17 protein-coding genes are annotated in these 13,617 nt (G+C 25.4%); 4 read left to right on the top strand and 13 right to left on the bottom strand.

Features of this window, described 5'->3' with window-relative positions; genetic code table 4:
• Positions 1–44 precede the first annotated feature (44 nt).
• The 6 genes from ACFEL5_RS06530 to rpsF all read right to left on the bottom strand — a co-directional run bounded on the left by ACFEL5_RS06530 (position 45) and on the right by rpsF (position 3,802).
• Complete coding sequence (locus ACFEL5_RS06530) at positions 45–665, bottom strand: hypothetical protein (RefSeq protein WP_375315280.1); 621 nt, start codon at positions 663–665, stop codon at positions 45–47.
• Positions 640–2,025 carry a replicative DNA helicase gene (gene dnaB, locus ACFEL5_RS06525; protein WP_375315279.1) on the bottom strand — a complete coding sequence of 462 codons (1,386 nt, stop codon included), beginning with the start codon at positions 2,023–2,025 and terminating at the stop codon, positions 640–642. Before dnaB ends, ACFEL5_RS06530 begins: the two co-directional genes overlap by 26 nt.
• Positions 2,025–2,471 carry a 50S ribosomal protein L9 gene (gene rplI, locus ACFEL5_RS06520; protein WP_342277819.1) on the bottom strand — a complete coding sequence of 149 codons (447 nt, stop codon included), beginning with the start codon at positions 2,469–2,471 and terminating at the stop codon, positions 2,025–2,027. The genes dnaB and rplI overlap by 1 nt, the downstream gene beginning before the upstream one ends.
• 113 nt (positions 2,472–2,584) lie before the next feature.
• On the bottom strand, positions 2,585–2,827 hold the full coding sequence (rpsR, locus tag ACFEL5_RS06515; RefSeq protein WP_338967840.1) for a 30S ribosomal protein S18: 243 nt from the start codon (positions 2,825–2,827) through the stop codon (positions 2,585–2,587).
• 3 nt (positions 2,828–2,830) lie between these two features.
• Positions 2,831–3,358: a single-stranded DNA-binding protein gene (locus tag ACFEL5_RS06510; protein ID WP_375315278.1), complete on the bottom strand. Its 528-nt coding sequence runs from the start codon at positions 3,356–3,358 to the stop codon at positions 2,831–2,833.
• Between the two features lie 24 nt (positions 3,359–3,382).
• Complete coding sequence (gene rpsF, locus ACFEL5_RS06505; protein WP_338967838.1) at positions 3,383–3,802, bottom strand: 30S ribosomal protein S6; 420 nt, start codon at positions 3,800–3,802, stop codon at positions 3,383–3,385.
• 302 nt (positions 3,803–4,104) lie between these two features.
• On the opposite strand from rpsF, the gene ACFEL5_RS06500 reads away from it, so the two are divergent.
• Complete coding sequence (locus tag ACFEL5_RS06500) at positions 4,105–4,650, top strand: ribonucleotide reductase N-terminal alpha domain-containing protein (protein ID WP_375315277.1); 546 nt, start codon at positions 4,105–4,107, stop codon at positions 4,648–4,650.
• A 385-nt stretch (positions 4,651–5,035) separates the two neighbouring features.
• Here the strand turns inward: ACFEL5_RS06500 and ACFEL5_RS06495 are convergent, their stop codons facing one another.
• From ACFEL5_RS06495 to ACFEL5_RS06475, 5 genes are all read right to left on the bottom strand, one after another.
• Complete coding sequence (locus ACFEL5_RS06495) at positions 5,036–5,980, bottom strand: IS30 family transposase (protein WP_338966716.1); 945 nt, start codon at positions 5,978–5,980, stop codon at positions 5,036–5,038.
• Between the two features lie 90 nt (positions 5,981–6,070).
• Entirely contained in the window at positions 6,071–6,526 is a 456-nt protein-coding gene (locus ACFEL5_RS06490; protein WP_375315276.1) for a ribosome-inactivating family protein, read from the bottom strand.
• Positions 6,527–6,694: 168 nt separating this feature from the next.
• A complete protein-coding gene (locus tag ACFEL5_RS06485) occupies positions 6,695–7,060 on the bottom strand; it encodes a transposase family protein (RefSeq protein WP_342224590.1) in 366 nt (121 codons plus the stop codon).
• 59 nt (positions 7,061–7,119) lie between these two features.
• Positions 7,120–7,512: a transposase family protein gene (locus ACFEL5_RS06480; RefSeq protein ID WP_375315019.1), complete on the bottom strand. Its 393-nt coding sequence runs from the start codon at positions 7,510–7,512 to the stop codon at positions 7,120–7,122.
• Between the two features lie 52 nt (positions 7,513–7,564).
• Positions 7,565–7,693 carry a hypothetical protein gene (locus tag ACFEL5_RS06475; protein WP_375315275.1) on the bottom strand — a complete coding sequence of 43 codons (129 nt, stop codon included), beginning with the start codon at positions 7,691–7,693 and terminating at the stop codon, positions 7,565–7,567.
• A 245-nt stretch (positions 7,694–7,938) separates the two neighbouring features.
• On the opposite strand from ACFEL5_RS06475, the gene ACFEL5_RS06470 reads away from it, so the two are divergent.
• Positions 7,939–8,469, top strand: coding sequence for a hypothetical protein (locus ACFEL5_RS06470; protein WP_375315274.1), 531 nt, complete (start codon positions 7,939–7,941; stop codon positions 8,467–8,469).
• A 123-nt stretch (positions 8,470–8,592) separates the two neighbouring features.
• On the opposite strand, the gene ACFEL5_RS06465 is transcribed toward ACFEL5_RS06470, so the two are convergent.
• A complete protein-coding gene (locus tag ACFEL5_RS06465) occupies positions 8,593–9,975 on the bottom strand; it encodes an Mbov_0401 family ICE element transposase-like protein (protein WP_375315137.1) in 1,383 nt (460 codons plus the stop codon).
• 59 nt (positions 9,976–10,034) lie between these two features.
• The gene (locus ACFEL5_RS06460; protein ID WP_375315138.1) at positions 10,035–10,235 is read right to left on the bottom strand and encodes a hypothetical protein; all 201 of its coding nucleotides are present in this window, start codon (positions 10,233–10,235) and stop codon (positions 10,035–10,037) included.
• 58 nt (positions 10,236–10,293) lie between these two features.
• Here ACFEL5_RS06460 and ACFEL5_RS06455 point away from each other — a divergent pair, with 58 nt between their 5' ends.
• Both ACFEL5_RS06455 and ACFEL5_RS06450 read left to right on the top strand, forming a co-directional pair.
• Positions 10,294–11,238, top strand: a complete 945-nt coding sequence (locus ACFEL5_RS06455) for an IS30 family transposase (protein ID WP_338966716.1) — start codon at positions 10,294–10,296, stop codon at positions 11,236–11,238.
• A gap of 62 nt (positions 11,239–11,300) precedes the next feature.
• Positions 11,301–13,445: a hypothetical protein gene (locus ACFEL5_RS06450; protein WP_375315273.1), complete on the top strand. Its 2,145-nt coding sequence runs from the start codon at positions 11,301–11,303 to the stop codon at positions 13,443–13,445.
• Positions 13,446–13,617: the final 172 nt, after the last annotated feature.

The raw sequence follows: 13,617 nt of genomic DNA, 5'->3' as shown, positions 1-13,617 counted from the left end.
TCTTCTCTTAAAAAGAATTATGGAAATAATAATTAAATATTAAATTAAGTTACTTTTACAAAATTATTAATCTTAATGTCTGCTAAATCACTCTGATAGTCTCAAAAAAATATCAACTTATCAGTTGTTTCTTCCTTCGGATTAAGTTTCATAATATTATATTTTCAATTAACAGTACCACTAAACTTATACTTCTGAGCAATACCTTGAAAGAAAACATCAAAAGCAATTTCTTTAGGTGCTGTCTTATCATCGGTTACTTCTGCCTTAATACCATCAATTACTTTAATCTCAGCCCCATTAAAATTTAATTTATCATTAACAAACGAATTATTAATATCAAACTGATATGAATAGGTATCTCCTGACCTTGTATAAAAATCAGCATAAAATTGTGTTGCTAATTCACTATTTAATTGTTTTACTTTCTCTTTATTAGTTTCTACTCACGCTGTTTTACCAGTTTTTTTATAAGTATAAAATAAACTATTTATTGTCTTCGTAACTGCCTCAGCACGAAAAATCTTATCAAATATTGTTGATTCACTGGCAGCATTAGTAATATTAATCGTAATCGGATGGGTCTTCATACTACAAGCAACAATAGTAAATACCGTTACAAAACTAGTCATTAAATGACTAATTACTGAAAACATTCTTTTCATATTGTGTTCCTTCTTTCTTTTCATTTTTATTCACAGTCTTATTATAATCAATAAAATTACCATACTTTTGTAAAAAAAGTAATTCTACTATGCCAGTGGGACCATTACGATGCTTAGAAATAATTAATTGTGCTTTATGTGATTCTTCATTCAAACTATCTTCTTTCTTTTCATAATAATCTTCACGATAAAGAAACATAATTAAGTCAGCATCCTGTTCAATTGCACCTGATTCACGCAAATCAGACATTAATGGTCGTTTATCTTCTCTTGATTCCACTTTTCGCGATAATTGTGACAAACAAACAATTGGAACTTCTAACTCTCTTGCTAATGCCTTTAAACTTCGAGAAATATTAGAAATTTCTTGTTGTCGATTCTCACCATCACCAGCTAATAATTGTAAATAATCAATAACAACCAATTTTAAGTCATAATTACGACTTAATTTTCTTAATTTAGAAATTAACTCAATCACTCGTAATCCCGGCGAATCATCAATAAAAATATTACTTTGCTTTAATTTACTACCAACACTAGTTAAATCTTGTCAATTACGACTTGTTAAATTTTTTCCCGTTTTAATTTGCATTGAACCAATTTTTGTTTCTGAACCTAAAATTCTTAAAATTAGTTGTTCAGTTGCCATTTCTAAAGAAAAAATGACCACAGCACTATCTTTATAAACTCGTGCACAATTAACAGCAAAATTTAATGCTAAAGCTGTTTTCCCCATTGATGGTCGCGCTGCCAAAATAATAAAATCACCATTTTGAAAGCCATTAGTAATCTTATTTAATTGCATAAAACCACTATCTGAACCTGTTAATTGATTATCACTATTTTGCAACTTTTCAATCTTAGATAATGTCGCATCAACAACATCCTTAGTACTTTTAAACTCATTTTTTTTACGATTATTAGCAATTTCCAAAATCTGTCGTTCAGCAATTCCTAAAAGTTCTCACACACTAATCTCAGTATTAATTTTCTTAGTAATATCTTGGGTTACTACTTGCAAATTTCTTAACATTGTCCGTTCAACAATAATTTTTAAATAATCATCTAAATTAGCATCACTAATATAACTTTGCGTAATCAAAGTCAAATATTCCACCCCGCCAGCCTGATTAAGACTTTGTTGTTTAACTAACATATCAGTTAAAATTGGTAAATCAATTGGTAATTGATGATTATATAACGAAATAATGGCTTTAAAAATTAATTTATGACGGGAATTAATAAAATCATTCTCATTAAGCAGAGCAACAACCTCATCACTAGCATTTTTAGAATTAATAACTGCCGCTAAAACACTAACCTCAGCATCTTCTAATAAAAAATTATTAGTAATAGTCATTACTTTTTACCCACAACTTGAATTTTCAAAATTGCAAAAATATCATTAAATAATTTAATATTAATATCATTAATACCAATAGTATTAATATTTTGATAATTAACTAACTGTTTTTTATCTACTTGAATATTATACTCTTGACTTAATTTTTCAATAATTTGTTTACTAGTAATTGTTCCAAATACCTTATTTTTATTAATTTTCAAATCAAAATTTAAAATTATCTTTTCAATTTCTAATTTTAATGCTTCATTTTCAAGCTTTTTTTCATTAACTTCATTATCAAATTTTTGTTGTTGTTTTCCTAACTGCACTAAAGCTTGACTTGAAGCCACAATTGCTATTTTTTGTGGTAATAAATAGTTTTTTGCATATCCATCAGCAACGGTAATAATATCGTTTTTCTTACCATAATTTTTTAAATCTTTCAATAAAATTACTTTCACTTGTTAACACTCCACATCACAAATTTTTTGCATTATATATAATACATTACTTACTAATTGTAATATAAAAAGCATACTTAATACAAATATTAAGTATGCTAATCAACCCTTAATTATTTTACAAGATATGGTAATAAAGCCACGGTTCTTGCTCTTTTAATTGCCATTGCCACCATTCTTTGATGGAAAGAGCAATTACCACTAACTCTTCTTGTTAAAATCTGTCCATTAGCAGAAATATATTTTTTTAATTCTTCAACATCTCTATAGTTAATGTAATTAACTTTATTTTTTGTAAAAAAACATGGTTTTTTTCGCTTTTTAAACCGATTTACATTTATACGCTTATTTTCCATAATTTACTCTCCTCACGCAATAGCATCATCATTATTATCAAATGTTAAATTTGCACCTTCGTTATTTTCCCCTTGTTTCTTATTATCAACAACATCATTATTAACAAAATCAAAATTCATATTATTAAGATTAAATGTCTGTTCATCAATTTGGTTCTCAACGGGAGAACTATAATCATTAACAAATGACGGCGTCGCAGCATTGCGAGAATTCCCAATCCCAGCACCACTACCTCTTGAATCTAAAAACTTAACACTAATCGCTCTAACATCAGTAATCGTTGTTAGCACACCATTTTGTTCTTGTTTTCTTGATTGAATGCGACCTTCAACCGCTACTAATGAACCTTTACGAAGATTATTATACATTGAGTCTGCTACCTTTTCTCAAGCAACACAATTAATAAAATCTGCTTGATTATTAAAATTATTAATGGCTATTGTAAAATATAAAAATGATTTATTATTTTTTGCTGACCGTAAATTTAAATCATTAGTAATTCTACCAATTAAAATTACTTTATTTAACATAATATATTCATTCCTTTATGGTATTTACTTATTTTCAGGTTTTTTATAAGTTTCACGCGGTACATAAGGTCTTTGTCTTCTTTCACCGCTATAACGACTTGGTCGCTCATCATTTTCATTAGTATTTAACTTTAAGTCAGCAATCATTTTATCACTATAATTTTGTTCAGTATCAAGATTAATAATTAAATGACGATAGATATCTTGCTCAATTTTAGCAACACGCATAAACTCACTAATTGCTTCTTTATTAACCGTAACTTTTAATATTGTATAATAAGCTTTATTTTTATGATTAATTGGATAAGCTAAATCTCTTAACCCTCAATCAGTAACACTTTCAACTTTTCCCGTTTGTTTTAAAATATTATGCATCTTTTCTTGCAATGCTTTAATATCTTTACATTCTGGATTAATAATATACATAATTTCGTACTTATTCATCACTTCAACCTCCTCTGGACAATAAATATTATTGGTTCTTTTAACAGAACAAGAAATTAATATGGGAATTTATTAATTCAACAGTAATTATATAACAATCCTCAACATAATAATACTATTATTTATTTTTATTTTTATTATGTTAATGCCTAATCATCACTTTAATTTCCCAATCTACATTTGTTTTAACAGAAGCAGTGGTTTTTGTTTGAGAAAAAATTTAAAATATATCTCGCACTATAAAAATAATTCGCTATACTAAATAATACAGTCATAAAATAAAGAAAGGAATTTAATTATTTATGTATAGTCAAAAACTAATTAATTCATTAAATGGTGATATTGAAAAATATTTCCCTCATATTAAAACTATTGACAATTCATTTAACATTGTTCATAGTGGGGTGTCACGAATGGTAATGCTTGACCGTTATTCCCAAAAAGACAAAACATTAGCAAGTCTCAAAGTTGGTGATTTAGTAGTTACAATTGTTCGTGATGATGCCACATTTCCCACGCGAGCAATTGGATATGTCCACAAACAATTAGCAAATAATTACTATGCAATATTAATTGAAAACGAATATATTAACGGTATTGACCCGAATATTTTACAAAACTCAGCAATAAACAATATTGTTATTAAACAAAAACATGAACTTGATAAACCATTAGAATTATTTTATGAACAAATTGCTTTTCGCGTTGCTACTAACTTAGCAACTGTTGAAACTAACAACAAAGAGCAATGACAAAATAAGTTTTATGAACAATTAAAAAATCTTAACTTTGTTCCCGCGGGAAGAATTCTTTACGGTGCAGGAAGCAACTCTGATGTGGGCGCATAAAGTTTTGTTAGGTGGGTAAAGATTTGAATAATTTTGAAAGAAAAGCAACTAAAAATTTATTACCTTTTTACTTGAAAAATAATTAATAAAACAAAATATTTAATATTAACAAACATATTCTTAATAAAAAGGTTATAAAAACTAAGTAAAATGCTTATAAAAACAACATTAAAATAATTTTTTACAACAAAAATCATACATAAGAAATATATACTTAATTTGCATATTGAAATAATTTATAGTAAATGACTATTTTTTCTTTTTTAAAAAATACCTAAGAAAACTAAACGCGACCATTTCATTGTTTCTATTTCTTCCTCAAGTAATATAATTATCATTATTAATTAAATTATTTCTAATTGCCAAATTGTAAAGTTAAGTGCAACTAAATTATTTTTCTAACCAAATATTCGATTGGCGAAAGATAATTTAGTATTTTTCTTGGTCTTTGGTTTAAAGACAATATAAATTTATGAACTGCATTTTTAGTAGTGTTTGAAAAATTAAATTTTTTAGGAAATTTTTCTCTAATTAAACCATTAGTATTTTCATTAGTACCTCTTTGTCAAGGTGAATATGCATCAGCAAAATAAATTTTCACATTTAAATTTTTTTCAAGTTGTTGTCAATTAGCAAATTCTTTACCCCTATCAAATGTTATAGTCTTAACAAGATTATTTGGAAGAATTGATAAATAATGACTAATATTTTTGTTAATAACTTTAGTAGTTCTATTTTCAACTAATATTGCTAAAGTAAATCTTGATGTTCTTTCAACTAAAGTTATTAAACATGATTTACTTTTACCTCGTGATGATACTACAGTATCACCTTCTCAATGGCCAAGAGTTATGCGATTATTAACATTTCGTTCTTTAATGGATTTACCATTAAATTTACCCCGATTTTCTTGAGATTTTCGTTTCTTACCTTTTCTTCTTAAATTTTTACTAGTAACCTTTTCAAGTAATCCAGAATAAATTCAATTGTAAATTGTTTTAAAACTAATAATTCATTCTTGATGAAAATTTTTAATTCTGCCATAAATTTGTTCAGGCGATCAACCTAATAATAATTTTTGTTGTACATATTTTACTAATTCTCTATTTTTAAATTTATGAAAATAAACATGTAATTGTTTTCTATTTTCTGCTTTATTTTGTGCAATTAATGAAAAATAATGATTATTATCTTTATTTCTATTAACTTCTCGATTAATAGTACTAATACTTCGATTAAGATTTTTAGCTATTTCACTAATTTTTACTTTAAATTTCAATTGATTCTCAATATAAATTCTTTCATCTATGCCAAGATGTTTGTATCCCATATAAAAACTCCTTAAATTTACTTTTTCTAAAATAAACTTAGCATCATGAAATTTTTATATGAAATCTTTTGCAATTTTATTTACTTGCACTTACAAGTATAATTCAGCAATTAAATTAAATATGTATCTAAATCTCATTGCTTCTGCTGTAACTAAAATAACATTTGCTAAAGATGCAGATAAAATATTATTTAATGCTTGATTATTTGTGCCAATTTCAGTTAATGTATTAAAAGAATTAAAGATTTGTTGTCAATGAATATTTTGATCTTCTTCTGGTAAAATACTTCTATAAGCAGAATTAAGTTGTAAATCATTAGAATTAATATTATTTATTTCTGTGATATGTGAATCTGAAAAATGATAATAATTATTTTGTAGAATAAATCCTTCAAGATAAAAATCACTAATTCTAAAAAATAATTCTAAATCTCTATTATTTCCATTACTTTGTACAACAATTACTGGAATTCTTAAATAATCATATTGTCTAGATTCTTCTGGAGTTATTACAAATAAAATATTATCTAATGATTCATAATTCATTGTATTAGCGGGACTAAAATTAATTGCAGGTCTTAATATACGATTATCTCTTAAACTTACAAGAATTCTAGCACAGCTATCTATATAAGATATAGGATTGTTTTCATCAATAATTAATTCTTCATCAATTCTTAAAATTCTTTTATTAGACTTGGTACATAACTATAACTAGCTTAATTCAAAATTATATATTCCTGAAATTAAGTTAAATCGTAATCCAAATCTTCTAATCTTATTGCGATAACGATAAACTAGTATTTTAAATCTTTTTAATCTAGCAAAAACATGTTCAATGGCAATTCTAACTTTACTTAAAAAGCTATTATATTCCTTTTTATCTGGATTTAAGGGATTATTTTTACTCTTTTTAATTGGCAATAATGTATTTTTATGAACATTTTGCAAACCTTGATAGCCTGAATCGGCAATTAATTCTAATTTTGGATTTATAAGTGTATTTGATTTTAAAAATAACTTATAATCATGAATACTGCCATAACAAAAATCTACTGAAATAATTTTATTGTTAAATAAATCAATAATTATTTGCGATTTTAATGAATGTTGCCTTTTCTTACCAGAAAATAATAATTTTAGTTTTTTTTAATTCTTTCAATTGGAATTTCTGTAGCATCAATTGCTAATAAATTATTATTAGTAACTTTATGTTCCAATAATATCTTTTTGCCAGGTATATGAAAGTGACTATTTTTTATTAGAGTATTTTCAACTCAAAAGATATTACGAATACAACTAACATGACTAATATTATATTTTTTTGCAATAATACGATATGTACTATATTCTTTTCAGTATTCTAAAGTCATAAGTAATCTTTGCTCTATTGATAATTTATTTGGTCTACCACCAATTTGTTTTTGTTTAGCTTTAGCTTCTTTTAAAATTTCTACCATTTTCATGAAAGTTTTATATTTTATGCCTATTAGACTATAAAATTCATTTTCGTCTTTGTATTTATCTAACATTTGTACTTCACCTAGTAAATAATATTATCAAAATAGTAGATAAAATTAAAGGTTATGTACCAAGTCTATTGTGTAAAAATTCAATAATATGATAAAATAGTAATAGACTTGGTACATAACTATAACATTTTATGCCGACTAAACTATAAAATTCATTTTTATCTTTGTATTTATCTAACATTTGTATTTCATCTAAAAAATAATTATCAAAATAGTAGATAAAATTAAAGGTTATGTACCAAGTCTAATGAATAAAAATGACAATAACAAGAAAGGTATGGTTAGTTTAGTAATTAAATAATATAATTAGCTGATTGTTTTACTTCTTCAAAGCAATACCTAAGAAAACTAAACGCGACCTGGATTATTTTTTTATTTGATGTTTTTAATACAATAAGTTATATTAGGAAGGTAATAAAGTAATATATGAGTCATAACATAAAAGCAACTGAACGCAATGATGAATTAAAACTAATTGAAAAAGAACAAATAAAGGTAAAACATTATATAAAACATTTAGAAGATTATAAAGTGAAAATTAATAATAAGTTAATTGATTATCAACAGTTATTAGAGATGACCCAAAAGCATAACGCGCACGATATGGGGCATTATGAATTGAAAATTGATGTAATTGATGAACTAGTTAAATTATCAGAAAAAAAAATTAAAAGAGAAAATCAAAGAAAATTAATTGAAAATAAAATAAAAAAATTACAAAAGTATCAATTAGAACTACTTGCTCACAAACAAAAAATTGAAGAGAATTGCCATAAACAACAAAGACAAAAACTTGAAAGTGAAACATTTAGGATATTATTAATTATTCAAAATGAAGAAAATAAATTATATCAGTCATTTCCAAAATTAGAAAACTTCATATTAGAAAAGGTCGCGTTTAGTTTTCTTAGGTATTGCTTTGAAGAAGTAAAACAATCAGCTAATTATATTATTTAATTATTAAACTAACCCTGCCTTTCTTGTTATTGTCATTTTTATTCATTTTCATTTTATCATATTATTGAATTTTTACACAATAAAAAATTATTAATTTTATTAAATTTTAACTAATATTTTTACTTACTTAAATGTAATATATTTATTTGTATATACAATGTTACCTTTACTAATTCAACTATCATCATTTTTATTATTATATTTATTTCATAATGAATTTTTATATATTTCTTTTCTGATTTCTATTTCTGAATTAATATTTTCATTAATATAATGCAATACATTTAATTTGTTTAAATTTGCCATTCTTAAATGTAATAAGTTATTTAAATTCTTATGATTATATATTTTTGCTCCATAGCCTAATTGTTGTTTCACCAAATGTGATACATCACTTTCAATGCTACAACCGATATTTCATTCTAAATTTTGATTATGAATACCTTGCTTATTATTACTGAAATAATTACTCGCCTTTCTTAAATTTGTTTTAATATCTTTATTTAATTCATTTTTAGCGACATTACGAATGTTTTTTATCAATTCTTGATGATTTCCATTTTTATATAATTCAATTCAACTATTTAGTGTTACTTTGCGATTTTCAAAAATAATATTAAATGCCGTTTGTTTGAATTTTTTAATAGGGTGATACCCATCTAAAATATATCTAACATTACCAAAACTATTCGCAATTTCTCTAATTCAAGTAGCACCATCACCACAAACAATTATTCTGTCGTAATTAATATTTACATAATGTTTTTGTAATTCTCTAATTAATAAATCACGATAATCCATTGTATTTATTCGTTTACCAACTTTTAACATTAGAAAATGACCTCGTTTGTTTTCTAATTCTCTACGAGCATTTTTGTATTTTTTTTCTTTATGTCCGGTATGAAAAGTAACTAAACGAATTCTTTGGTCTTGTTTAACTTTATGATCTAATGTCGCTAAAAATGTCTCATCTATTTGAATATATAAATCCTTATTTTTGACATCAATGCTAGTTTTAGTTTCTTTTTCTGCTAGTTGAAAATATTCGGCAATATCGTATTTATTTAAAATATTTGAAATACTACCTTTTGAAATATAACAATGATTTAGAGCATCTAAAACATCACGATAGCGTTTGCCATCACCTAGAAGACTTAAAACTTTAAATTTGACATCAAAATAAATGCGTTGTTTGGGTAATATACCAATTTCTTTATCTAACAAACATACATATTCAAATTTACCTGATTTTTGATTTCAATATTTATATCGGCGTCGTTTAAAAGTAACATCACCAAAAATTGTAATAATTGTTCTTGATGCAAAATGAACTACTTTATAACCTTGTTTTAAGCGATAATGATATTTATATAAGTATTCATCTAATTTTTCGTATTCATTAGCTAATTGTTCACATTTGTTGGTGTACATGTTTTTATGGGTTGTAAATAAACTAAATCAATGTTTATTTTCTAAGGTTTTTACATTATTATTAATTTTTAACATAATAAATTACCTTTCTTGATAGTAATTTTAATAAAGTTTAGTTAGTTTATTTTTCTGCTTTAATGATAATTTTTTCTAGAAGTAGTATTAAATAATATGAATATGAAAAAATGATAGAAATTATTATTTGATGATATATAATTAAATTCCAAAGCAAAGAGACTGTAGATTAATTTTTGGAGAAAAGGAAAGGTGTTATTAATTTTATTAGCTGAATTATACTTGTAAGTGCAAGTAAATAAAATTGCAAAAGATTTCATATAAAAATTTCATGATGCTAAGTTTATTTTAGAAAAAGTAAATTTAAGGAGTTTTTATATGGGATACAAACATCTTGGCATAGATGAAAGAATTTATATTGAGAATCAATTGAAATTTAAAGTAAAAATTAGTGAAATAGCTAAAAATCTTAATCGAAGTATTAGTACTATTAATCGAGAAGTTAATAGAAATAAAGATAATAATCATTATTTTTCATTAATTGCACAAAATAAAGCAGAAAATAGAAAACAATTACATGTTTATTTTCATAAATTTAAAAATAGAGAATTAGTAAAATATGTACAACAAAAATTATTATTAGGTTGATCGCCTGAACAAATTTATGGCAGAATTAAAAATTTTCATCAAGAATGAATTATTAGTTTTAAAACAATTTACAATTGAATTTATTCTGGATTACTTGAAAAGGTTACTAGTAAAAATTTAAGAAGAAAAGGTAAGAAACGAAAATCTCAAGAAAATCGGGGTAAATTTAATGGTAAATCCATTAAAGAACGAAATGTTAATAATCGCATAACTCTTGGCCATTGAGAAGGTGATACTGTAGTATCATCACGAGGTAAAAGTAAATCATGTTTAATAACTTTAGTTGAAAGAACATCAAGATTTACTTTAGCAATATTAGTTGAAAATAGAACTACTAAAGTTATTAACAAAAATATTAGTCATTATTTATCAATTCTTCCAAATAATCTTGTTAAGACTATAACATTTGATAGGGGTAAAGAATTTGCTAATTGACAACAACTTGAAAAAAATTTAAATGTGAAAATTTATTTTGCTGATGCATATTCACCTTGACAAAGAGGTACTAATGAAAATACTAATGGTTTAATTAGAGAAAAATTTCCTAAAAAATTTAATTTTTCAAACACTACTAAAAATGCAGTTCATAAATTTATATTGTCTTTAAACCAAAGACCAAGAAAAATACTAAATTATCTTTCGCCAATCGAATATTTGGTTAGAAAAATAATTTAGTTGCACTTAACTTTACAATTTAGCATTAATTATTAAAAATTTACGAAAAGGATTTAATTAATATGAAAAAATTACTAGCTATGCTAACAACAATTACGAGTTTATCGAGCATAACGCCAATAATCTTAGCTAATGCCTCAGCAGAAATACCAGAAAATAAAATAATAAATAAAGAAATTAATTATCAACAAACAAATAATTCAGAAAATTTAAATAGAGTTAAAAAAGAAAATAATTCTAATATTAATGTTAATACTGAAATATATTGAATTAATTCTGAAACAAGTTTAAAAAAAGAAACAGATGTTCCTTATCCGATAACAACGATGTATACTTTTACAACTGATGGTGGCAATCGTGAAATTGGTGATATTTACTTCGGAACCACAAATGGGATTTATTTACGTAAAGCTGGAGAAACAACCGTAACTAAAATTGAAGAGATCAATGATCCTGTTGTTTTAATACAACCTTATAATCATAATAATAATGGTTCTGTACATGTTATAACTTTTAAAGGTGATGTTTATTATATTGACGGAAATAGTGTTGCAAATAAACAAACTATTGCTTCTAATCCAGTAATAACGATGTATACTTTTACAACTGATGGTGGCAATCGTAAAATTGGTGATATTTACTTCGGAACCACAAATGGGATTTATTTACGTAAAGCTGGAGAAACAACCGTAACTAAAATTGAAGAGATCAATGATCCTGTTGTTTTAATACAACCTTATAATCATAATAATAATGGTTCTGTACATGTTATAACTTTTAAAGGTGATGTTTATTATATTGACGGAAATAGTGTTGCAAATAAACAAACTATTGCTTCTAATCCAGTAATAACGATGTATACTTTTACAACTGATGGTGGCAATCGTAAAATTGGTGATGTTTACTTCGGAACCACAAATGGGATTTATTTACGTAAAGTTGGAGAAACAACCGTAACTAAAATTGAAGAGATCAATGATCCTGTTGTTTTAATACAACATTATAATCATAATAATAATGGTTCTGTACATGTTATAACTTTTAAAGGTGATGTTTATTATATTGACGGAAATAGTGTTGCAAATAAACAAACTATTGCTTCTAATCCAGTAATAACGATGTATACTTTTACAACTGATGGTGGCAATCGTAAAATTGGTGATATTTACTTCGGAACCACAAATGGGATTTATTTACGTAAAGCTGGAGAAACAACCGCAACAAAAATTAATGGTATTGATGGACCAATAATGTTTATTAAAACATATCCTGACAAAATTAATAGTGTACATATTATTAAATTAAATTTATTAAATAAAAATACCCCGACAAATTCACCCACATTGAATAGAAGGGCTAACAATAATAGAATAATTAATTTAATTTTAAATTCAGTTACACAACAAGAAGATTTTTGGTGTGGCCCCGCTATTGCTGAGGCGATATTAAGATATTTTGGATTACAATCAGCAGACAACAATTTTAATAATCAAACCAACCAACAATTTCAAAATACTTTAGCTCAGCGAATGAATACACAAGAGGGCGGAACAACAATGGAAGATTGAACTGCCAGAATTAATAATATTATTTCAGTTAATAGATTAAATCATAGTAGAACATATTCAATAAATAATTTTGATTTAGCATATAATGATAATACTATTACTAATAGATTTTATAATCTTGTTTCCTATAGCTTGCAAAATGATGCTCCGGCTGCATTTATGTATCATGGTTCTAGACAATTAAATGAAGATGATCATAGTCATTTTATTTTAATTACTGGTGTTACAAATGAATATAATAATGCTATTTATACATATATGGATCCATGAACAGGAACATTTGATACATTTAATTCTTCTGGTTTAAATTCATTTTTAACTCCTACAAGAATGCATGATGATGAAGAATCACCGCTCCCGTATGGAGGGCAATTAGCATCTTTTACTGGAATTATGGGAAGTATGACAGATTGAAATTATCGAAGAGAACATACATTATGATTTAATGATCACGCTTCTGCGGGAAGTAGTTGTCAAGTTCCGGAAATATCTAAAACTAATTTTACTGAAGCTGCTATTGGTTTAGGTGGTGGGCTGGCCGTGGGGACCGTGGTTCCTATCATAGGTAATATTGAAGGTGCTATTGTCGGGACAGGGGCATGATATTTAATATGAAGGGAAAATTGCATGAGCTCATAATTACAAGTTTTTCTAAATAAAAACCATAAAAATTTTAGATTCAGAATTATTACATATTTTTAATTTTAAAGAGGCATGTTTTAAAAAGAGAAAACGCATTAATAATTCTTCAGTTATAAAAACAGTTAAAATACCTAAATTTAACTATGATACAAAATCAAAATTAGTATTT

The organism is Spiroplasma endosymbiont of Tipula paludosa (assembly GCF_964264785.1).
Taxonomy (GTDB): domain Bacteria; phylum Bacillota_I; class Bacilli_A; order Mycoplasmatales; family Nriv7; genus Nriv7.
The sequence above is the reverse complement of the archived record's forward strand: the minus strand, read 5'-3'. Positions and strand labels throughout refer to the sequence as shown.